The sequence below is a fragment of the Shewanella sp. S1-58-MNA-CIBAN-0166 genome (assembly GCF_040310085.1).
Lineage (GTDB): Bacteria > Pseudomonadota > Gammaproteobacteria > Enterobacterales > Shewanellaceae > Shewanella.
This window is the reverse complement of record NZ_JBEOPN010000008.1, coordinates 54,193-76,892: the sequence shown is the minus strand read 5'-3', so window position 1 is coordinate 76,892 and position 22,700 is coordinate 54,193. Positions and strand designations below refer to the sequence as shown.

At 40.5% G+C, this 22,700-nt stretch carries 22 protein-coding genes; 15 read left to right on the top strand and 7 right to left on the bottom strand.

The window, feature by feature from the left end:
* Positions 1–40: 40 nt before the first annotated feature.
* The 4 genes from ridA to gmk are packed head-to-tail and all read right to left on the bottom strand — an operon-like array spanning position 41 to position 3,542.
* Entirely contained in the window at positions 41–424 is a 384-nt protein-coding gene (gene ridA / locus AAEY99_RS07090) for a deaminase RidA (RefSeq protein ID WP_011635852.1), read from the bottom strand.
* A 33-nt stretch (positions 425–457) separates the two neighbouring features.
* Positions 458–2,566: a bifunctional GTP diphosphokinase/guanosine-3',5'-bis pyrophosphate 3'-pyrophosphohydrolase gene (gene spoT / locus AAEY99_RS07085; protein ID WP_192116378.1), complete on the bottom strand. Its 2,109-nt coding sequence runs from the start codon at positions 2,564–2,566 to the stop codon at positions 458–460.
* A 13-nt stretch (positions 2,567–2,579) separates the two neighbouring features.
* On the bottom strand, positions 2,580–2,858 hold the full coding sequence (gene rpoZ / locus AAEY99_RS07080) for a DNA-directed RNA polymerase subunit omega (protein ID WP_011635854.1): 279 nt from the start codon (positions 2,856–2,858) through the stop codon (positions 2,580–2,582).
* 60 nt (positions 2,859–2,918) lie between these two features.
* The gene (gene gmk, locus AAEY99_RS07075) at positions 2,919–3,542 is read right to left on the bottom strand and encodes a guanylate kinase (RefSeq protein WP_102036136.1); all 624 of its coding nucleotides are present in this window, start codon (positions 3,540–3,542) and stop codon (positions 2,919–2,921) included.
* 373 nt (positions 3,543–3,915) lie between these two features.
* Between gmk and AAEY99_RS07070 the strand changes: the two genes are divergently transcribed.
* The 3 genes from AAEY99_RS07070 to yjjG all read left to right on the top strand — a co-directional run bounded on the left by AAEY99_RS07070 (position 3,916) and on the right by yjjG (position 7,187).
* Entirely contained in the window at positions 3,916–5,205 is a 1,290-nt protein-coding gene (locus AAEY99_RS07070) for a DUF805 domain-containing protein (protein ID WP_351009797.1), read from the top strand.
* Positions 5,206–5,281: 76 nt separating this feature from the next.
* Positions 5,282–6,352 (top strand): phosphotransferase enzyme family protein, encoded by a 1,071-nt coding sequence (locus AAEY99_RS07065; protein WP_162022137.1) that lies wholly within the window; start codon positions 5,282–5,284, stop codon positions 6,350–6,352.
* A gap of 133 nt (positions 6,353–6,485) precedes the next feature.
* Positions 6,486–7,187, top strand: coding sequence for a pyrimidine 5'-nucleotidase (yjjG, locus tag AAEY99_RS07060; protein ID WP_162022138.1), 702 nt, complete (start codon positions 6,486–6,488; stop codon positions 7,185–7,187).
* A 79-nt stretch (positions 7,188–7,266) separates the two neighbouring features.
* Here the strand turns inward: yjjG and AAEY99_RS07055 are convergent, their stop codons facing one another.
* Positions 7,267–9,852, bottom strand: coding sequence for a penicillin-binding protein 1A (locus AAEY99_RS07055; protein WP_101087313.1), 2,586 nt, complete (start codon positions 9,850–9,852; stop codon positions 7,267–7,269).
* 186 nt (positions 9,853–10,038) lie between these two features.
* Between AAEY99_RS07055 and AAEY99_RS07050 the strand changes: the two genes are divergently transcribed.
* The 9 genes from AAEY99_RS07050 (at position 10,039) to AAEY99_RS07010 (ending at position 19,363) form a co-directional block, all read left to right on the top strand.
* Positions 10,039–11,118 (top strand): pilus assembly protein PilM, encoded by a 1,080-nt coding sequence (locus AAEY99_RS07050; protein WP_101087312.1) that lies wholly within the window; start codon positions 10,039–10,041, stop codon positions 11,116–11,118.
* Positions 11,106–11,690: a PilN domain-containing protein gene (locus AAEY99_RS07045; protein WP_101087311.1), complete on the top strand. Its 585-nt coding sequence runs from the start codon at positions 11,106–11,108 to the stop codon at positions 11,688–11,690. Before AAEY99_RS07050 ends, AAEY99_RS07045 begins: the two co-directional genes overlap by 13 nt.
* Positions 11,687–12,304, top strand: a complete 618-nt coding sequence (locus AAEY99_RS07040) for a type IV pilus inner membrane component PilO (RefSeq protein ID WP_101087310.1) — start codon at positions 11,687–11,689, stop codon at positions 12,302–12,304. Before AAEY99_RS07045 ends, AAEY99_RS07040 begins: the two co-directional genes overlap by 4 nt.
* On the top strand, positions 12,304–12,822 hold the full coding sequence (locus AAEY99_RS07035; protein ID WP_101087309.1) for a pilus assembly protein PilP: 519 nt from the start codon (positions 12,304–12,306) through the stop codon (positions 12,820–12,822). Before AAEY99_RS07040 ends, AAEY99_RS07035 begins: the two co-directional genes overlap by 1 nt.
* 21 nt (positions 12,823–12,843) lie before the next feature.
* On the top strand, positions 12,844–14,892 hold the full coding sequence (locus tag AAEY99_RS07030) for a type IV pilus secretin PilQ (protein WP_350979000.1): 2,049 nt from the start codon (positions 12,844–12,846) through the stop codon (positions 14,890–14,892).
* A 447-nt stretch (positions 14,893–15,339) separates the two neighbouring features.
* Complete coding sequence (aroK, locus tag AAEY99_RS07025) at positions 15,340–15,855, top strand: shikimate kinase AroK (RefSeq protein ID WP_011635865.1); 516 nt, start codon at positions 15,340–15,342, stop codon at positions 15,853–15,855.
* Positions 15,856–15,863: 8 nt separating this feature from the next.
* Positions 15,864–16,940, top strand: coding sequence for a 3-dehydroquinate synthase (gene aroB, locus AAEY99_RS07020; protein WP_101087307.1), 1,077 nt, complete (start codon positions 15,864–15,866; stop codon positions 16,938–16,940).
* A gap of 50 nt (positions 16,941–16,990) precedes the next feature.
* Positions 16,991–18,394, top strand: a complete 1,404-nt coding sequence (locus tag AAEY99_RS07015; RefSeq protein ID WP_182743260.1) for an ATP-binding protein — start codon at positions 16,991–16,993, stop codon at positions 18,392–18,394.
* Positions 18,395–18,526: 132 nt separating this feature from the next.
* Positions 18,527–19,363, top strand: a complete 837-nt coding sequence (locus tag AAEY99_RS07010; RefSeq protein ID WP_101087305.1) for a Dam family site-specific DNA-(adenine-N6)-methyltransferase — start codon at positions 18,527–18,529, stop codon at positions 19,361–19,363.
* 32 nt (positions 19,364–19,395) lie between these two features.
* Here the strand turns inward: AAEY99_RS07010 and AAEY99_RS07005 are convergent, their stop codons facing one another.
* Together AAEY99_RS07005 and AAEY99_RS07000 are read right to left on the bottom strand one after the other, a co-directional pair.
* Positions 19,396–19,575, bottom strand: a complete 180-nt coding sequence (locus tag AAEY99_RS07005; RefSeq protein WP_101087304.1) for a DUF2970 domain-containing protein — start codon at positions 19,573–19,575, stop codon at positions 19,396–19,398.
* Positions 19,575–19,952 (bottom strand): hypothetical protein, encoded by a 378-nt coding sequence (locus AAEY99_RS07000; RefSeq protein ID WP_242445156.1) that lies wholly within the window; start codon positions 19,950–19,952, stop codon positions 19,575–19,577. Before AAEY99_RS07000 ends, AAEY99_RS07005 begins: the two co-directional genes overlap by 1 nt.
* 273 nt (positions 19,953–20,225) lie before the next feature.
* Between AAEY99_RS07000 and rpe the strand changes: the two genes are divergently transcribed.
* From rpe to trpS, 3 genes are read left to right on the top strand one after another with little or no spacing between them, the layout of a single operon-like run.
* Positions 20,226–20,897 (top strand): ribulose-phosphate 3-epimerase, encoded by a 672-nt coding sequence (gene rpe / locus AAEY99_RS06995; protein WP_351009793.1) that lies wholly within the window; start codon positions 20,226–20,228, stop codon positions 20,895–20,897.
* Positions 20,898–20,927: 30 nt separating this feature from the next.
* Entirely contained in the window at positions 20,928–21,617 is a 690-nt protein-coding gene (locus tag AAEY99_RS06990; protein WP_351009791.1) for a phosphoglycolate phosphatase, read from the top strand.
* 40 nt (positions 21,618–21,657) lie between these two features.
* Entirely contained in the window at positions 21,658–22,656 is a 999-nt protein-coding gene (gene trpS / locus AAEY99_RS06985; RefSeq protein ID WP_101087300.1) for a tryptophan--tRNA ligase, read from the top strand.
* Positions 22,657–22,700: the final 44 nt, after the last annotated feature.

The window sequence follows — 22,700 nt, the reverse complement described above, 5'->3', positions numbered from 1 at the left end:
TATACGCCCTAGGCGCGTTTTAAAAGTGGTATATTTTTCGTTAAATTTCCATTATTCCGTCCATTTCTACCAATGATCCCTTTGGTAACTCTTTGACGCCAATAGCGGCACGAGCTGGATAAGGTTGTTGGAAGTAACGACTCATAATTTCGTTTACAGTGGCAAAATGAGATAAATCGGTTAAGAAGATATTGAGCTTAACGATGTCACTCATTCTTCCACCTGCTGCTTCACATACAGCGGTCAAATTTTCGAACACTTGTACGACTTGTTCTGCAAAATCATCGCTTACCATGGTCATGGTTTTTGGATCTAACGGAATTTGACCTGAAAGATAAACGGTACTGCCGACTTTAACTGCTTGTGAGTAAGTGCCAATAGCTTGTGGAGCTTTGTCGGTTGCGATGATAATTTTTTCGGCCATAGTGTGCGTGCTCTCTTTAATAGTTATCAGTGACTAGCGGTTACGCGAGGTGCGTAATACTTCAGGTAAAACACGTATTCTGCGCATAACGTTTGCAAGGTGAACACGATCTTTAACTGAAATACGTAAATTAATCAAATACACTCGGCCATCACGTTCTTCGGTACTGAGATTGTGAATATTAGATCCAGCAGATGCGATGATAGAAGTAATTTTTGCTAATGCACCTTGATGGTTAACAATTTCAACGCGTAGATTTGCTTGGTATTCTGCGCCTTCTACGTTATCCCAATGCACTGAAATATACTTATCAGGTTCGCCTTGATAGCCGCGAATATTGGCACAACTTTCCATGTGCACTACCAGACCTTTGCCTGGGCTTACATGGGCGATGACGGCATCACCAGGGATTGGGCGACAACAATTGGCGTAAGTGACCAACATACCTTCAGCACCGCGAATTGGCATTTGTGGTTTTTCTTTATTGCTATCTTGCGAATCAAACTGCTCACCAACCAAGCGCTGGGCAATCACAATGCTCATGGCATTGCCTAAGCCAATATCTGCTAGCAGCGAGTCTAAAGATGTGTGTTTGGTTTCTTTGATCACTTTCTCAAGTAATTCAGCCGGAATGGTCTCAAGCTTAGTATCACCTAAGGCATGGTTTAGTAAACGCTTACCTAATGCGATAGCGTTATCGCCTTTAAGACTCTTTAATACTTGACGAATTTTACCACGAGCTTTACCCGTTACGACAAAGTTTAACCATGCAGCATTAGGGCGAGCACCTTTTGCGGTAATAATTTCGACTGTTTGCCCTGAAATTAATGGTTGGCTCAACGGATATGCTTGACGATTAACGCGTGCGCCAACACAGGTATTGCCCACATCAGTATGCACTTCGTAGGCAAAATCGACAGCAGTGGCATTGACCGGCAATTCTAATATACGACCTTCAGGGGTAAAAACGTAGATTTCTTCAGGGAATAATTCAGTTTTAACGTTTTCAACAAATTCAAATGAGCTGCTTGCACTTTGCTGTAACTCAAGCAAACTTTGCATCCATTTATGAGCACGAACTTGAGAAGTGCTTTGTTGAGTCGTATCGGTATTGTTTTTATACATCCAATGCGCAGCAACACCTTTGTCGGCCATTTGATCCATTTCTTCAGTGCGAATTTGCACTTCAACAGGAACCGCATGAGGGCCAAATAATGATGTGTGTAATGATTGATAACCGTTGGCTTTGGGAATAGCGATATAATCTTTAAAACGTCCTGGTCGCGGCTTGTATAATCCGTGCATAGCGCCGAGCACGCGATAGCAGGTATCAATAGAGTCAACGATAACTCGGAACGCATAGATATCCATGACCTCTTGAAATTGCAGTTCTTTACTGCGCATTTTTCGATAAATCGAATAGAGGTTTTTTTCACGACCTTTGACTTTAGTGGGGATTCCAGCTTCTTCAAGGCGTGTTTCAATGGCGACTTCAATACTGTTAATTAATTCTTTACGATTCCCACGAGCGGCTTTGACAACATCACGTATCACTCTATGTCGCATAGGGTAATAGGCTTGAAAACCTAAGTCTTCAAGTTCGATTTTGATATTGTGAATACCTAATCGGTTAGCTATTGGGGCGTAGATTTCTAGGGTTTCGCGAGCAATACGACGACGTTTATCAGGGCGAAGTGAGCCCAGTGTGCGCATGTTGTGAGTTCGGTCAGCCAACTTGATGAGGATAACTCGAATATCTTGAGTCATTGCCATCATCATTTTACGGAAATTTTCCGCTTGGGCTTCTTTTCTATCACGAAACTTGATTTTATCAAGTTTTGAAACACCTTCCACCAGTTCTGCAACCGCCACACCAAATAACTCTGTGAGTTCTTCTTTGGTGACAGGAGTATCTTCGATGGTGTCATGAAGCAAGGCAGCCATAAGCGACTCGTGATCGAGACGCATGTCTGCCAAGATGCGGCTAACCGCAACAGGATGGGTAATGTAAGGCTCGCCACTTGTGCGCATTTGCCCTTCGTGGGCATCACGCGCAACCAAATAGGCCTGCTTGAGTAATTCTACTTGATCCGGCTCTAAATAGCTGGATGCTGACTCTTTTAGACCTTCAAACAGATACAAGTGGCGCTACTCCTTATAAAACGCGGCCTTCTGCAATGGCTGCGACAGCGGCAATTTCAGCTGCTTCACGTTCACGAACAGTTTGGCGCTCATCAGCATCTAAAGTGTTTGAGGTGACTAAACCTAATTCGATTTCACGTAAAGCGACAACCGTTGGTTTATCATTCATCTCATCAACCATAGGTTCTTTACCTTGGACGGCGATTTGGCGTGCACGACGCGCTGCAACCAGGATCATATCAAAACGGTTGCCGATTTTATTTACGGCGTCTTCTACAGTTACGCGAGCCATGTGTTGAAACTCCAGTGTTATCTATGGGAAAAAATGACGCAAAATTGTACACTATGACAATTAATCTGCCAAGAGATCAACAATCATATCATTTTGCGCATGCTGCTGACTAGCACAGGTTAGCCTTTGACTGCGAATAATGGCGCTTAAATCGGCTAGCGCGTTATCAAAATCGTCATTTACAATTATAAATTCGTATTGCGCATAATGTGACATTTCCGAAACGGCTTGTGCCATGCGCGAATCAATCACTTGCTGACTATCCTGACCTCGTCCAGTTAAACGACGTTCAAGCTCAGCTTTAGACGGCGGTAAAATAAACACTCCAATCGCCGTTTCCATTAATTTTTTTACTTGTTCTGCGCCCTGCCAATCAATATCAAGAAATACATCGATGCCTTTATCTAAGGTTTGTTCGATGACGAGCTTGGAAGTGCCATAAAAATTGCCAAAAACTTCGGCCCATTCAATAAAGGCATTTTGGGCAATTAGTGCTTTAAATTGTTCCACAGTAATAAAATGATAATGTTGGCCATCGACTTCGCCTGGACGAGGTTTGCGGGTCGTATGTGACACTGAAACCTGTTTATCGCTGGGTTTATCTTTTAATAGTGCTGATATAAGTGATGATTTACCTGCGCCACTAGGGGCTGACACAATAAAAAGATTTCCACGAGTGCTCATAAAAAGGGTTTCTCATCCGATTATTCATTAAGAAAGCTTAATATTATACTCGTTAACTGTAGGGTTATGCTAGCGCAATGATAGATATTGGTATTGTGTCTAAAATGCTCAAATAGCTATTAGATTAATGAAATCAACTCTTGGATTGCTTAAAAGTGACTTACGCGATAGTGAATAAAAAAGTAACGCAAAATCTAGGTTGGGTATGGCTTTATAAGATAAATTCTGTAGGCTTTGCGCTATTAATAGCGGGTGTCGATTTTGATGATGAGAACAATCCATTTGTGTTGTAATAACGCACGATAATCACCGACTCATTCTGTTATGTAGCTAGCTGTTTTTTGATTTTTTTGTAAATGAATAGGAATGATTGATGTCTGTAAAAACCCTACTGTGCCGAGATGGTCGTGACACAGGCTTAAGGTTAATGGGAGTTATTTTAGCTGCATTTTTGTTGCTAATAATCTCTGCTGTTGTATTTCCGGCAAGTGTAATTAATTGGATTGTGACGCTAGCAGTAATGCCTGTTGTTGGTTTATCGGCTGTTCGTCGCTTAAATGATGCCAATAAGTCGATTAAATTGGCAATGGTATGTGTTGTTCCGGTATTGGTTTTTGGCATATTAACCTACTTAATGGCGCCTTTAGGCACACTAGCAGGAGTGTTTTTGTTTGGCCTGGCTTGTGGTGGCTACTTAGCATTCTTACCGGCTAAAAATTCAATTAACTATGTGCAAGGATATTATGGACCAAGCATGGTATCAGTATCCATTTCGGGCTCGGTTTTTCATCGACAAGAACCGGTAATGAAAGGGCAGGTTATGCCTGTTCATGAGCAGCCTGATAACACTTTTTCATCAAGAGAGCCAGCTGATGAAGTAGCGTTTACGGGGGTAACTCATCCAGATTCTGCCGATAGAGACAAACATCCATTTAATGATGATGCTGTGCCGCAAACAAGTTTCGAGCAAGCTGGCACACACATGGATCAACATTTCGATACAGCAACAGAAGATGATCCGGTCAATTCGTTTTCGACGTCGCAAGAACGTAGTCATCAGCCGCTTTATGTTGATCAAGATGCGTTGCAGTCAGGGTCGATTACTGAACTTGCAAAATCTTGGCTGAATGTGGCTAAGTTACACCAGACAAATTTGATTTTAATCGGTAAAATTGCTGCGGCTATTATTGCTGTTAGTGTGGTTGTGTATTTGGTTTTCACTTTAATCAGTGTATTTTCTGGCGACGGCACAGAGCAAACTGAGCATGTTGATGATATGAGTAATCAACAACAAGCAAGCATTCGACAAATGATCAAACTGCCTGATGGGTTTTGGCTCGCTTTAGAGGGCGAAATCCTTATCGTACGTTGGTTAGGTGAAAGTGGTGATAAACAAAATTTATGGCGTTTAGCGACTGCAATAGGTGATAAAACCTGTACCAACCTTGAATTTAATGACGGTAGCCGTTACCGACCAATAACGGTTGATCTACTAGATGATGGTGCCAGTGAAGCTCGATTTACGCCACTGGATAAAGATGCCATTGTTAATCATGTTGCGCTTAGAGGTAGCTTTAAGTTGTGTGGTTATGAATTTAGTTTAAAGGGCAGCCAAGCAACATTAATGCAAAACCCTCAATTTGAAATGATACTAAGCCAGTAACCATTATTAAGGTAACCAAACAGAAGAAATGTGTTGGTTATCTTTGGCTTTGATGAACATGATTTGGAGTTTTTGATTGGTCAATTTTATCCGTAAAAATGTATTGCCTCAGTTTGGTTTTAGTCGTGAGCATAGTACGCTTTATCCATTGGGTAATGGCCATATTAATCAAACCTTCTTGGTGAGTGATAAATCAAAATCGTTGGTGTTGCAGCGCATTAATACCCAAGTATTTATTGAACCTAAGGTGGTCATTCAAAATGCTGCCAATATCAGCCAGCACTTACTGATTAAACGCCAACAGCAGCATTATCCATTACAAGTGGTTAGTCCAATAGCCACTATAGCAGGTGCACTATATTTGGATTTAGGCGAACAAGGTTTTTGGCGAGCAATAGATTACTTACCTCATAGCAACACGATTGAAGTGGTTGATACACCAGCTCAAGCTAAGTTGGCAGCTGAGGCTTTTGGTCATTTTGCCGCAGCATTAAGTGATTTGAACCCTAGTTACATTGTCGATGTTATCCCTGATTTTTTGAATTTACCTCAACGTATCGCTCAATTGCGTGATGCAAAGGCAGCTGACACTCACAATCGATTAAGTCATTGTAAAGATTGGGTCAATTTGTGTTTGTCACAGACAGATTTACTGGCAGCATTGGTACAATACGAAGCCGAATTACCGGTTCGAATATGTCATAATGATACTAAAATCAATAATATGCTGTTTGATGGGCGAGATATGTCCAGCATGGCCATTATTGATTTAGATACCTGCATGAAAGGATATTTGATGTATGACTTTGGTGATATGGTGCGCGCTTTTTGCTCTCCAGAGCCAGAAGACTCAACTAATTTAACCAATGTATATGCCCGACCTGAGATTATTATTGCCGCAGCAAAATCGTACATGGAATCTCTAGCTGACATTATTACTCCGCTCGAAAAACGTAGTTTATGGCTCGGCACTAAAGTGATGCCATTAATGCTTGGGGTACGGTTTTTAACGGATTATTTAAATGGCGATACTTATTTTGGGATCAAATATCAAACTCACAATCTTGATCGCGCTATAAATCAGTTAACTATTTATCAAAGTCTACTGCAGCAAGAAGCGCAGTTAATGTCATTATTTAACTCGTAGTCACCATCGTTAACTCACTTCAGCTTGAGATCATACCTATTACCATAAGTAGCAGCACAAAAAGTTTTATAATAATGGGCATTATTTTGATCTGAGGTTAGTTATTCATTTAAACAAAAGAAGGACTTTGTAGATGTCGAATTTGCTCAATAAATATAAATGGATTTTATTTGATGCCGATGAAACGCTATTTCATTTCGATGCTTTTGCTGGATTGAAATTAATGTTTTCGCGCTTTGAAGTTGATTTTAATATTGATGACTTTGCTGTTTATCAGCAAGTAAATAAACCATTGTGGGTCGAGTATCAAAACGGTTTAATTAGTGCTACGCATTTACAACATACCCGATTCCATCACTGGGCGAACAAACTATCTGTTACTCCACAGCATCTAAACAGTCAGTTTCTTGCGGCTATGGCCGATATTTGTCAGCCATTGCCTGGTGCCCGGGAACTGATTGATTCTCTAAGCGGTAAAGTTAACCTTGGTATAATTACTAATGGTTTTACCGAGCTACAAAATATCCGCTTGAGCCGTACTGGTTTTGAAGATGCTTTTAATCCGGTGGTTATTTCTGAACAACTAGGTATAGCAAAGCCAGATGTTGCTATTTTTCATCATGCTTTTAGCTTAATGGGAAAGCCGGAGAAGCATCAAGTACTTATGGTTGGCGATAACTTACATTCTGACATCTTAGGCGGTATCAATGCTGGTATCGACACTTGTTGGTTAAATCATCATGACGAACCTATAAGTGATGATATCTCTCCAAGTTATCAGGTTCGTAATTTAACTGAACTGCATCAATTACTGATACCCAACACCATTGTCTAAGATTAAATACGCTATAAAATCAGTAATAAAAAAGCCATTCGACTGAATGGCTTTTTTAATCAATTTATTTTAAACCCTATTATTGAAATAAATCTTCAGCAACATTGTCGATAAAAATATCGCCACTTTGCTGTGTTTCAGTAACATATTCTTTGGGTTCTGTACCTTCAACAAAATACTCAAACTCGGTAGTGTGGTCTGTCTTGCGAGTCAATTTGCCAGTCGCTAAATCAATACGTGCAGATACAATTCCTTTTGGCGGGATAACAGAAGGTTCAGGCGTACCAGACAGGGCCTTATTCATATAGTCATTCCAACCAGGACCAGCGGTTTTAGCACCCGCTTCCGCACCTGATATCTGATCTGGTTCGCCGGTAGCCATCCAGCTTGAGCGCCCTAGCTGACGTCCATGGTCATCAAAACCAACCCAGAATGTTGCTGTAAGTGTAGGGTTAAAACCACTGAACCAAGTGTCTCGAGATTCGTTAGTTGTACCTGTTTTACCCGCAATGTCATGACGCTTAATTAATTTAGATGCACGCCAAGCTGTACCATTCCAACCAGTACCTTTGCTCCAATCGCCGCCGCCCCAAATTACGCTCTTTAGCGCTTCAGTGATCAAAAATGCAGTTTGTTCTGAAACGACTCGCTTAGCAAAGCGAGCTTGTGGATTACTGCAAATGTTTTGTTCAGCGGTAATGGACGTTGCTTCAACTTCTCCATCTAATGTATCTACTGATGCTTCTGGAGTTTGCTGAGAGAATTCTTCAGCCATCGCAGCAAATGGATCTTCAATAACCACATCATCTTCAACAGAGGGGACTGGTTTGCTACATGCAATAGCGGGAATGGTTTGTTCAATCGTGTTGTCGTATGAGTCGGTCACGCGATCGATAAAGTAAGGTTCAACTAAATAACCACCATTTGCAAAGCTATTAAATGCAGTGGCGACCTGTAACGGTGTCACTGAAGGTGAACCCAATGCTAACGATTCATTTCGGGGTAAATCACTCGGATCAAAACCAAACTGTACTAGTTTTTTGATAGTGTCATCTAAGCCTGTGTGGCGCATTGCTCTGACTGACATAACGTTAATAGACTGAGCTAAACCGACACGTAAACGTGTTGGACCACCGTAAATGTCTGGTGAGTTTTTAGGACGCCACGCAGTGCCCTGACGGGTATCTGGTTTGTTAATCGGAGCGTTATTGATGAGCGTAGCCAGTGTGTAACCTTTTTCTAACGCAGCAGCATAAATAAAAGGTTTAATATTGGAACCTAATTGGCGTTTAGCTTGAGTCACTCGGTTGAATTGACTTTGACTAAAGCTAAATCCACCGACGAGGGTTTTAATCGCACCGTCATGAGGTTCAAGTGACACTGTCGCACTAGAGACTTGCGGTATTTGAGATAATTGCCAATACTTACCATTATGACGGATCCACACTTGTTGACCAGCGGTCAAAATATCACTGGCTTGTTTTGGTGGTAAGCTTTGGCGTTTATCGCTTATAAACTTACGCGCCCATTTTAGGCCTTTCCATTCAAGTGTAATCAGTTCGCCCTTGTCATCCATTACCTGTGCTTGCTGATCTTGAACGCTTATAACTGCAGCGGGCATAATGCCCTGCATTGAGTCGGTGCGTTTTAACGTAGCGACAATCTCATCATGGTCGAGCGGAGTATCAGTCCATAATTCAGTCACAGGACCACGGAATCCATGGCGTTGATCATAAGCAAAAACGTTATCTCTTAATGATTCCTGCGCCATCAATTGGAGTTCGGATGATATCGTGGTGTAGACATTGTAGCCGTTAGTATAGGCTGCTTCTTCACCGTATTTCTGGATCATGTAATCACGCGCCATTTCTGAAACATACGGAGCGTATAAATCAATTTCAGCACCATGGTATTTCGCGGTCGACGGGCTACTGATAGCCTCTTGATATTCTGCTTGAGTAATATTGCGTTTCTCCAGCATACGACTCAATACCCAATTACGACGAGATATCGCACGTGATTGGTTTCTAATTGGATTAGCTGCAGATGGAGCTTGTGGTAGGCCTGCTATCATTGCCATTTCTGGTAGTGTCAATTGGCTCAGTTCTTTACCATAATAGACTTGAGCAGCAGCACCAACACCATAAGCGCGGTTACCTAGGAATGAACGATTTAAATAAAGAGCTAAAATTTCTTTTTTCGATAACGCCTTTTCAATTTTCAATGCAAGGAAGATTTCTTTTACTTTACGAATGTATGTTTTTTCGTTAGATAAGAAAAATCCTCGGGCAACCTGTTGTGTAATCGTACTTGCACCTTGGCTTTTCTTACCTGTTGTTATTAATATGATTGCCGCGCGGATAATACCAATCGGATCAATACCATTATGTTCAAAAAAGCGCGCATCTTCAGTGTCGAGTACGGCATTAATTAACTGAAAGGGCACTTCTTCATACTCGACAGGTATGCGACGTTTCTCACCAAATTGAGAAATCAGTTTGCCATCGCGGCTGTAAATACGCAGCGGAGTTTGTAATTGGACCGTCTTTAGCGAATTAACATCGGGTAAGTCAGGTAGCACATAAAAGTAAGCGGCAGCTATAGCAGCAATGCCAAGTAGTGATAGGCTAAAAAATGCAATTAATAAACGTTTAAACCACTTCACTCAATAATTCCAGATAAATCAAAAATAGTAGCGGTAGTATATAAGCGGGAGAGTTTTTGGTGAAGTAAAACATGAAATAACTAAATATAATTTGTAAAATGCTGAAACATTTTATACAAATACTTATAACGAGTTGATTATGTGCTAATCTCTTAGAAAATAATAATAGAATTGTGATGACGGACTATGCTTTCTAAATTGTGGAAGCGTCAAGCACCTCAGATGGTTGGGATTGATATTGGGTCCCATGAAATAAAAGCCATTTTGTTGAGCAAGACTGCGGATGGATATAAAATTCAAAATCATGCGTCAGTTCCTGTTAGAAAGGGAGCTGTGGTCGATCATGATATTCGTGATACTGAAGCGGTAATTGAGTCGCTAAGACAGATTCGACGGGGTTTACCTAAATCCCTAAAGTTTGCAGCTGTCGCGGTTTCTGGCTCTGCCGTTATGACTAAAGTCATTTATATGGATGCAGCGTTAAATGAAGAGGAGATGGAAGCTCAAATTGAAATTGAAGCTGATAATCTTATTCCATATTCACTTGATGAAGTCAGCATCGACTTTGAAAGGCTTAACCCGAATATTACCGACCCAACCAAAGTTAACGTATTACTGAGCGCATGCCGCACAGAAAATATTGATTCACGTGTAGACTCTTTGGATGCCATTGAACTAGACGTTAAAGTTGTTGATGTGGAAGCTTATGCACTTGGACGCTCTGCAGAATTAATTTATGGTCAGTTACCTGATGGCGCTAAAGATAAATCAATCGCCATGGTTGATATCGGCGCCAATATGACCACATTCTCTGTGGTTGAAAATGGTGACACGACGTTTATACGTGAGCAAGCTTTTGGCGGTGAGTTATTCACTCAGTCAATTGTGTCATTTTATGGGATGCCCCATGATGAGGCTGAACGCGCTAAGATTACTGGACAATTACCGCGTAATTATATGTTCGAAGTTTTATCTCCGTTTCAAATGCAATTGTTACAACAAATTAAACGAACTTTACAAATATATTGTACTGCCAGTGGACGTGAAAAAGTTGACTATATCGTTTTGTGTGGTGGTACAGCTAAGCTAGAAGGAATGGTTGAATTACTAACTAACGAGTTAGGCACTCATACCATAGTTGCAGATCCTTTTCAGGGGTGTTTGCATGCAGATGATGTTATGAAAAGTCAACTTCAACCTAATATGAGTAAATATATGGTGGCATGTGGTCTTGCGCTAAGGAGTTATGCTCAATGGCGAACATAAACTTATTACCTTGGCGTGAAGAAGCTAGAGAGAAGCAAAAACGCGATTTTATCGGTATTTTAGCGTTAGTTTTTTTAGTGACATCACTTGTAGTATATTTATTTTTGGGTTTTCTAGAGGTTGTCACTGAAGATCAGCGTCAGCGTAATGCATATTTAGTATCAGAAATTACCTTACTTGATACCCAAATAGCAGAAATTAGAAAAATTACCGAACGTAAAAAAGATATTGAACGTCGAACTGAAATTATTCTCAACTTACAGCAGTCGCGTAATTTACCTACTCATGTTTTAGATGAATTAGTCCGAATAGTGCCACCGGGTATTTATCTTTCAAGTATAGAGAAAAAAGGTAGCGTGTTATTAATCGAAGGACGAAGCGAATCAAATAATAACGTCGCGAATATGATGAGAAAAGTTAAAACATCTTCTTATCTTAACGATCCGAGTATGCAATCGATTGTGACGCAAAATGAAGAATTAAGACAGTTACAGCGGTTTAAATTACGTGTCACTATCCGTGATGATTCACAAGTCACTAATGTTGATCCGAACCAAGGAGCGAGAAAATGAATCTCGACCTAGATCAATTTAACGATATCGATTTTGAAAATATTGGTGGTTGGCCCAAGCTGGTAAAAATTGTCTTTGCTGCATTTTTATCTGTGTGTGTTATCGGTGCTAGTTATTATTTGTTTATTTCAGATTCGATCGATCAAATGGAAGCTGAACAGCAAAAAGAAATTCAACTTCGTGAAGATTTTGAAACTAAATATCGTTTAGCAGCTAATCTTAAGCTATACCGTGAACAATTAGACGTGATGGAGGTGCAGTTTGCCGAATTGCTTAAAATGCTACCATCCGAAAATGAAATGCCAGGTTTATTAGATGATTTAACATTTGTTGCAACTGATGCTGGCCTCAGAATTAATAGCCTAGATTGGGATGATGAAATTGAACGTGATTTCTATATTGAATTTCCGATAAAGATGTCAGTAGTAGGTGATTATCATCAAATGGGTAATATGGTCAGTGGTGTTGCCAAATTACCTCGAATTGTCAGTTTGCATGATTTTACTATCAAGCAGAACGATGCCGGTGGATTATCAATGGATATTCTCGCCAAAACGTATCGTTTTAAAGAAGGGGCTGAATTAACGAAACAGGCCGATAAGGGGCAGAAATAATGAAATTTTTGCCTTTATTGTTATCAATGGTGTTTTTATTGAGTGGTTGTATTGGCGAACGCAGCGATTTAGAGCTATTTGTTACTACTACAAAGGCGCAACACGTTGCCCGTATACCACCATTAAAGCAAACACCGAAGTTTGAACATTTTGCTTATCAAGCTGAATTAATGCGCAGTCCTTTTGTTCCACCATCAAGGGAATTGACAGAAGAGGTGATTGATACATCTAGAGATTGTTTACAACCAGACTTGAAACGTCGCAAAGGTCGCTTAGAAACTTATGCATTAGACAATTTAAGAATGCGCGGAACATTGAGTGAAGAGAGTACTATTTGGGCTTTAGTCGAATCTAGTGATGCCAATGTTTATCGCATGGGTGTAGGTGAGTATTTAGGGCTTTATCATGGCCGAATTGCTAAAGTAACGCCGCAATTTATCGAAATTATAGAATTAATCCCTGATGGTTCAGGTTGTTGGGCAGAAAGATCCAGCAATTTAGAATTATCAGGAAAATAACGTGCGAAGGATGAGAGAATAATGGAATCTTCTGCCGCGATAAAAAAAGCAATAACAAAGTTATTATTTTTTAGAGCGTTTTTAGGCGCAGTATTATTAATGGGTTTAATACCTAGTGCGATAGCTGCTAATCGTCTTATGGACGTCAAATATCATTCAATGGTTGATCACCAATTAGAATTAGAGTTAATTTTTGAATCATCAATAGTGTCACCGTCTGTGGATTTATCTGCAGACCCAGCAGAAATTATGTTGAATTTCTCAGACACTATTTCTAATTTAAATAAAAGTAAAATTCCGATAAACGCTGTTGGTGTAATAGAGTTAACTACACAACAACAAGGTGGCGATTTACAAATCATTGTTGCAATGTCTAACGTAAAACCATATCAAGGTAAAATTGTTGGTAATAGTTATAGATTAACTATTAATGATGATGTGTCTGGTCCGGTAGAAGCAAACAATCCATTTGTTAATGGTATTAGTAGTATTGATTTTCGCCGCAATAAAACCGGCGGTGGAGAAATATTATTCAATCTTAGCAATCGTTCTGTAGCGGCGAATGTAGAACAAGTTGGTTCAAAGCTTGAAATAAAACTTTATAACACCGATATTGGCAATGACTTACTTTACGTTATGGATGTACAAGACTTTGCTACACCGGTAAATAGTTTTGAAACATTTAAAGATGATTTAACTGCCCGTATTTTGGTGGATGTTGATGGCAACTATGATTATAACTACCGCCAAGATGGCAATGTGTTTAAAGTTAGCGTCGATAAAGTTGAGCGTGTCTCTGTCGCTAAAGAGGCAAAGAAATATAATGGTCGTTCATTATCACTAAACTTCCAAAATATTTCAGTGCGTACTGTGTTGCAAATTATTGCTGATTATAACAACTTTAACCTAGTGACCAGCGATACCGTTGAAGGTGAGATTACCTTACGTTTAGATGATGTGCCTTGGGATCAAGCTTTAGATCTTATATTGCAAACTAAAGGTCTCGACAAGCGTATTGAAGGCAATATTTTAATGGTGGCACCGAGTGAAGAGCTTGCCATTCGCGAAAGTAACGATCTGAAGAATCGCCAAGAAGTAAAAGAGTTAGCACCACTATATTCTGAATACTTACAAATAAACTATGCTAAAGCGATCGATATTGCCGAGTTACTTAAAACTACGGATTCAACGTTATTATCATCTCGTGGTAGTGTTGCTGTTGATGAACGTACAAATACGTTACTGGTAAAAGATACGGCTGAGATTTTAGAAAACGTACACCGCTTAATAGAAGTATTAGACATTCCTATTAAACAAGTGCTAATCGAAGCGCGTATGGTGACAGTGAAAGACGACGTATCTGAAGATCTCGGGATTCGCTGGGGCATAACCGATCAACAAGGTTCTAAGGGCACATCTGGCACCATTGGAGGAGCAACGAGTATTGCTAACGGTACTATTCCAAGCATTGACGATCGCCTCAATGTTAATTTACCGGCAGCAGCAAGCTCGGCGACCAGTATCGCTTTCCATGTGGCTAAATTGGCAGACGGTACAGTACTCGATTTAGAATTAAGTGCATTAGAGCAAGAAAACAAAGGTGAGATCATTGCCAGCCCACGTATTACCACATCTAACCAGAAGTCGGCATACATTGAGCAAGGTGTTGAAATCCCATACGTTGAGTCAGCATCAAGCGGCGCAACAACAGTGACCTTTAAGAAGGCGGTGTTATCGCTACGTGTGACTCCACAAATAACTCCAGATGACCGGGTTATCCTAGATCTTGAAATTACCCAAGATTCTCAAGGAAAAACGGTTGCTACAGCAACGGGTGAAGCGGTTGCGATTGATACTCAGCGTATTGGTACTCAGGTACTCGTAGATAATGGCGAAACGATTGTGTTAGGTGGTATTTACCAGCAAAACCTCATTAGCCGAGTAAGCAAAGTTCCGGTTCTGGGTGATATTCCGTTAGTTGGCTTCTTATTTAGAAATTCAACCGACACAAATGAGCGCCAAGAGCTATTAATTTTTGTAACCCCTAAGATTGTTGCTGACAAACGTTAATTTTTTTACACGCTATAGCAATAATAAAAAGCCAGCTACTTAATTGCTGGCTTTTTTATGACAGTGATTTATGGGGGAGTAATGGCTAAATGCGTTAAATAGCGCATCACTAAACGTTACTCCAATCGAAAAAATTATCGTTTTAGTGGTAATCATGGCAACTTCCTTAAAGTTTTAAGGTATTAACTTTAATTAGATAGTGCAGTGCTAATCGGCCTATAGTCTTTGTATTAACAAAGACTTAATCGAAAACATTACCTTTTATTTGAGGTTTTAAACATCAGTGACATAATAAAATCATGATAAATAGCTGTGATGACTTGCAAGCGGTAGCCCTTAACTGAGATAATCCTCCGTCAAGTCTCATTAGAGCAAGGTTAAATTATAGGTCGGCTTGAGTTTAAGTCGATAAGGCATTCTTTCATATAAGATTCAGACGTATACGAAATGGCTGAAAAACGCAATATTTTTCTGGTAGGCCCTATGGGCGCAGGTAAAAGCACAATTGGTCGCCATCTGGCGCAAATGCTGCATTTAGATTTCCACGATTCAGATCATGAGATTGAACAACGTACCGGTGCAGATATTGCCTGGGTGTTTGACGTCGAAGGTGAGGAAGGCTTCCGTAGACGTGAAGCTCAAGTCATCGGTGATCTTTCAGAAAGGCAAGGTATCGTTCTCGCGACAGGTGGTGGTTCTGTTCAGAGTAAAGATATCCGCAACTATCTTTCTGCTCGAGGTATAGTGGTTTACTTAGAAACAACTATCGACAAACAAGTCGCGCGCACGCAGCGTGATAAGCGTCGCCCGTTGTTACAAGTAGATGATCCACGTGAAGTGCTTGAAAGCTTAGCGGAAATTCGCAACCCTCTATATGAGGAAATTGCGGATGTTATCGTTAAGACTGATGAGCAAAGCGCGAAAATCGTCGCAAACCAAATTATCGAGCAACTTGGCTTTTAGGTAACAACATGCAACAGATTCAGGTTCAATTAGGTGATAGAAGTTACCCCATTTATATTGGCCAGGATTTGATGAATGATAGCGGGCTATTTGCTCGCTACCTAACAAACAAAAAAGCCTTAATTGTTTCAAATGACACCATTGCTCCGTTGTATCTTCAACAGATACAACAAGCGATGAGCGCTTGCGCGCGCATTGAAACGGTTATTTTGCCGGATGGCGAAAAATTTAAAGATTTACAACATCTAGATTATATTTTTACCGAATTACTTGAGCATAACTTTGCCCGAGACTCGGTATTAGTCGCACTAGGTGGTGGTGTTGTTGGTGATATGACTGGTTTCGCGGCTGCGTGTTATCAGCGTGGAATTGAGTTTATTCAAGTGCCAACTACATTACTGTCCCAAGTTGATTCTTCAGTTGGTGGTAAAACGGCTGTTAATCATCCTCTTGGGAAAAATATGATTGGTGCATTTTATCAGCCTAAATCAGTGATTATCGATACGCTTTGCTTACAGACATTACCCGCAAATGAGTTTGCTGCAGGTATGGCTGAAGTGATTAAGTACGGTATTATTTGGGATGCTGACTTTTTCCAGTGGCTTGAAGCAAATGTAGATGCGTTAAAATCGCTTCAAACTGACGCGTTAAATTATGCCATTGCTAAATGTTGTCAGATTAAAGCAGATGTTGTCGCACAAGATGAAACTGAACAAGGTGTAAGAGCGTTATTAAACCTTGGGCATACCTTCGGGCACGCTATCGAAGCTGAAATGGGCTACGGTGTTTGGTTACATGGCGAAGCTGTCTCTGCTGGTACCGTTTTAGCGGCTCAAACAGCATGTAAGCTCAATCTATTAGATGAGCAAAGTGTCGAGCGTATTTGCCGATTGATGCAAGCGTTTGATTTACCTATAACGGCTCCAGAGTCGATGGGTTTTGAACAGTTTATCAAGCATATGCGTCGAGATAAAAAAGTGTTAGGTGGTAAAATCCGCTTAGTATTACCTACAGAAATAGGCAAAGCTGATGTCTTTAGTGATGTGAGTGAAGACTTATTGAAACAGGTTATTAGCTGCGTATAAATTATTCCGCATATAACTATGCTAGCTATAAATTATAGTGTGGTGAATCATTGACGACTCCAGGACTATTGCTACTCCCTACCCAAGAAGCGCTCATTCAGCGTTTACAGCATATTGCTAGTTATAGCGAACAGTTGTTGGTTATTTGTGGTGATAACGGTTCAGGTAAGTCGACACTGACGGCTGCATTAGCCAGTGAGCTAGATGACTACAATTCAGCATTGATCATTTGTCCTCAACACGCTGATAGCGCTGAAATTCGTCGAAAAATTCTGGTTCAATTAATCTCCGCGCCAATTTTTGATGATGAACGTCCTTTGATGGACACCGTACTGAGAATCCAATCTAGTTTAAAAAAACCATTACATATCATCATCGATGATGCCGATTTATTGCCTAAAGATATTTGGGCTGAGTGTATTCTGCTGAGCCAAATTCATTGTGCAGGTAAACCTGTTGCAGTTACAGTGACCGTTACCCCCAGTTTTTGGCATACCTTAGTAGCTGAATTAACTGATGATATTCGTGCTAGATTACTGCCTGTGACTATTGAACCTTTATCGGTACCCGAGCGCGATGGCCTCTATCAAAGTTTATTATTGCGGAGTCGGCAAACACCGTTTATTCCACGTGAAATTATCCATAAGCAATTAGAGAAGCAGCAGGGGACGCCAGCTGAAGTGGTTCAATTATTAGCGTTAGCATTAGAAGAGCCACAAACAGAGCAATCATCTTGGTCTCTGTCAGTTAAAATGATGATAGCTTTTATCACAATATTGGCTGGTGTGTCGCTTTGGTGGGGCATAAGTACACAATTACCTCCTCCGATTTCGGCATCATTGTCGCCAGTATTAACAGCAGAACAATCCGCTGCGCGTGTAAAAGCAGCTCAATATGTCATTGGTTATGCCGACAGTTCATTAAGCGCTTATTTTGCCCATAGGCAATTGGCCTTAACTAAGTCGAGTGCCAATGAACAAGCGCACTTAATCATAGAGCAGCAAATCATTGCTGACAGTTCGCTAGTAGAGCAAGGTGAGACTAACCTCATAGAAAATATTCCTGCAGATAATCATACTGACATAGTGGTTAATTCATCATTAAAAGGCTTATCTTTCCAAGGTAAGTTACCCAAAGCGCAAGTTAATACGGTAAGTAAGCCGAATGATATTGTTGAGCGAGATAATACCCCGAATTTAAAAGTGAAAGGTTTTACGCTGCAACTTGCCAGTGTGAATGACAAAGATTCACTTACACCGATTTTAGTTAAACTGGCAAAAGAGCCGCAAGTTTACATAATGAGTTACAAACAACGCCACGTTATATTGCTGGGTGATTTTGAAACCGCATCGGCAGCCTCCGCAAAAGCTAAAAGCCTTCAGAAACAATATGGATTAGCGGCTCCCTGGGTAAGAAAGTGGGCTGACTTAAGTGATTATAAGCGACAAGATTAACAATCTTCATATTCTGCAGCATCCAAGTCAATAGGATGAAAAATCAACGAATAAATCTGCTTTATCCGATGATAATTGTCGTTAAACAGAGTACAATCATCAGCTTTAATTTTGCTGGCATAATTCCTATTCATGATAAAAAAGCATAGAGCCTTTCTAAAGTGGGCAGGCGGTAAATATAAGCTCGTTGATGAGCTAGCAAAACACCTTCCAGCTGGAAATAGACTGATTGAGCCTTTCGTTGGGGCAGGTTCGGTATTCCTCAATACACAGTTTGATGATTATTTATTGTGTGACATCAACCAAGACCTAATCAATTTATACCAAATTGTTCAGCAACAGCCAGATAAATATATTCAAGCGGCAAAGGCCATGTTTGTCGATCATATGAATGACAAAGATGCTTATTACCGTATTCGTGCTGAATTTAATCTCTGTAGCGATCCTTTCATTCGTTCGGTATATTTTCTGTACATGAATCGCCATGGTTTTAATGGCTTATGTCGATATAATCGCAAAGGTGGTTTTAACGTGCCGTTTGGTTCGTACAAAAAGCCTTATTTTCCAGAAACTGAAATTCGTTATTTTTCATTAAAAGCGCAAAAAGCGACCTTTAAATGTATCAGTTACGAACAAGCCTTTGATATGGCGAACAGCGGTGACGTTATTTATTGTGATCCGCCTTATGCGCCGTTATCAACTACAGCCAGTTTCACCACTTATGCAGGTCCGGGTTTTAGCTTAGATGATCAAGCATTACTTGCTCGTCATTCACGGCTTATTGCCCATGAGAGAAATATTCCGGTATTGATCAGTAATCATGATATTCCGTTAACGCGAGAATTATATCGTGGTGCATCTTGTTCAACGATTTCGGTACAGCGTAATATTAGCCCTAAAGGCGGTTCACGCAATAAAGTGGATGAAATTATGGCGCTATATGATCATCATTATCGTGAAGAAGAGTAATGCTGCAAAGAGCGGATAACGAAAGCTATCCGTTAACTTAATACTTGGTTTACGATGAGTATTAAGGAAATGACTAAGGCAATGGCTAAGATAATGCCCATAATGATAAACGGTAATGGGGATTGATTTTGAAAATCTTTTTGGCGATTTTTTTCTGTCTGCACGCCAAAAAAGGCCGCTACAGTGCTGCTAAATACCCGCCAAATAGACATTAACGCGATATCTGAGTTGGGTTGCCTGAGGTTGGCATGTCATTCAAAGGTTTGTCTTTGTGACCGTGGATTAACTCAAGTAAATCAATAAAGTGAAACTGGCTTGAACGGCTATTACCCGTAATCCAATTACCCCAACTGACATCATTCGACTGCTCTGCACAACGATTTGTAGGGTGACTACTGGGTAAACTGGCATTGTAGTTGGTGGTGCTGTTGCAGACGCAGGCCTTACTATTGGCCGAATTACTTTCGTTGGCCATCAATACTTGGCTTAACAATAACGCCAATGCAGACGTAGCAAATACAGCAAAAACCGGTGCTGACAATAATTTGCCATCACGACCAGAAAACTTGCGTAATAATTGCTTTACCATAAAGGGTGCCCTATCCATGGTGTAAACTCGATTGATGCTACAACAGGTATTAAATATTCAGTTGGACCACTATAAGATAACAACTTTTTACATTATAGCAAAATAGCTTAGTTATTGAACACTGGTTTCTGTATAAAAGATAGCAAATCCGACTTATGGTCTAGTTTTTAACTAAATTCTATTGAGGATAGTGGTTATTTCCCTTGTTAGACTAGAGGCTTGCGGCTGCAAAGGGTAAAATGTCGTCACTTTGATCTGCCAATAGAGAAGATTATGCGCCCATTTTTAATTGCACCATCGATTTTGTCTGCTGATTTCGCCCGTTTAGGTGACGATGTTAAAGCCGTATTAGATGCGGGTTCAGATGTTGTTCATTTCGACGTTATGGACAATCACTATGTACCAAATTTAACAATAGGCCCTATGGTATGCACCGCGTTGCGCAATTATGGGATCACCGCTGATATTGATGTACATTTAATGGTTAAACCCGTTGATCGCATTATTCCTGATTTTGCCAAAGCCGGTGCTTCAATTATCACTTTTCATCCAGAAGCTTCAGAACATGTTGATCGCACACTGCAGTTGATTAAAGAAGCTGGCTGTAAGGCTGGATTAGTCTTTAATCCTGGCACACCACTGCATTATTTAGATCATGTAATGGACAAGCTCGATGTTATTTTATTGATGTCAGTTAATCCTGGTTTTGGTGGTCAGTCATTTATTCCACATACGCTAGAAAAGCTTCGCCAAGTTCGCGCGCTTATTGATGCCAGTGGTTTTGATATTCGCTTGCAAGTGGATGGTGGCGTTAAGGTCGATAATATTGCTGAAATAGCGGCCGCGGGTGCAGATATGTTTGTAGCTGGTTCGGCAATTTTCAATCAACCCGATTATAAAGTGGTGATTGATCAAATGCGTGCCGAACTCGCTTCGATATCATAATTTCTTTATCCATATCCAGTGGGACTTTACATGATGCAATGGTCAAATATTCGCGCAATCGCTTTTGATTTAGATGGTACGTTAATCGACAGTGTGCCTGATTTGGCAGCGGCCACAAACGCCACATTAGCACAGAACCAATACCAACCAGTGACTGAAGCATTGGTTCGTAGCTGGGTAGGTAATGGTGCTCAAGTATTAATGCAACGTGCGTTAAGTTATGTGTCTGCTATGCCAGAAGATGCTCCTGATCTGCAGGTAATGCTTGAGCCAATTATGCCGCAATTTATGCATCATTATGGTGAACACTTACAAAAACATAGCCGTTTGTATCCGGGAGTTGTCGACACGTTACAGCAGTTAAAACAAGCAGGTTTTAAACTGGCTATCGTTACCAATAAACCATATCGTTTTACAGTGCCGTTACTAACAGCTTTTGGTCTTGATGAGCTATTTTCTGAAGTTCTCGGTGGTGATTCATTGGCCAAAATGAAGCCAGACCCAATGCCATTACAACATTTGCTTAAACAATGGCAGTTGGATGAATCGCAATTACTGATGATAGGTGATTCAAAGAATGATATTTTAGCGGCTAAAGCTGCGAATGTTATGTCTATTGGCTTGACCTACGGATACAACTACGGCGAAGATATCGGTCTTAGCAGCCCGCATGCAATATGCGAAAACTTTGCTGATATAGAGCAATACTTACTTTCATAATAATTTGAATTTTATATAGATAATCTGGAGCAATAAACACATGACCAAACCCATAGTTCTTAGCGGTGCGCAGCCATCAGGCGAATTAACCATAGGTAATTATATGGGCGCACTTCGTCAATGGGTTGCCATGCAAGATAGCCATGATTGCCTATATTGTGTTGTTGATTTACATGCGATTACCGTGCGCCAAGATCCTAAAGCACTGCGTGAAGCGTGTTTAGATACGCTAGCGTTATACCTTGCTTGCGGTGTTGATCCTAAAAAAAGCACCGTGTTTATTCAATCGCAAGTACCGCAGCACACCCAACTTGGATGGGTATTAAACTGTTACACCCAAATGGGGGAGTTAAACCGCATGACCCAGTTTAAAGATAAATCGTTAAAGCATGCCAATAACATTAACGTTGGCTTATACGGTTATCCTGTTCTAATGGCTGCAGATATTTTGCTTTATCAAGCCAATGAGATCCCTGTTGGGCAAGACCAAAAGCAACATTTAGAACTCACCCGCGATATCGCAACCCGTTTTAACAATGCTTACGGCGACACGTTTACTATCCCAGAACCGTTTATTCCTGAACACGGCGCTAAGGTCATGTCATTGCAGGACCCGCTTAAGAAAATGTCTAAGTCTGACGATAATCGTAATAACGTGATTGGTTTACTTGAAGATCCTAAAGCGATTTTAAAGAAAGTGAAAAAAGCCATGACCGACAGCGAAGAGCCACCAGTAGTGCGTTTTGATATGGAACAAAAGCCTGGTGTGTCGAATTTACTTAGCTTAATGTCAGGTTGTACTGGTCAGTCGATTGCGTCTTTAGAAGCAGAGTTTGAAGGCAAAATGTACGGTCATTTAAAAGTGGCTACTGGTGAAGCTGTCGTAGGAATGCTTGAGCCATTACAAGCTCGCTTTAAAGAGTACCGCGCCGATAATGCATATCTAAGCCAAGTCATGGCGGAAGGTGCTGAAAAAGCTCAAGCTCGTGCAGAAGTCACCATTAAAAAAGTGTACGAAAAAATTGGTCTTATTGTGTAAGTATTATTTCAGCTAATGTTACCTATAAGCCAGCAATTTGCTGG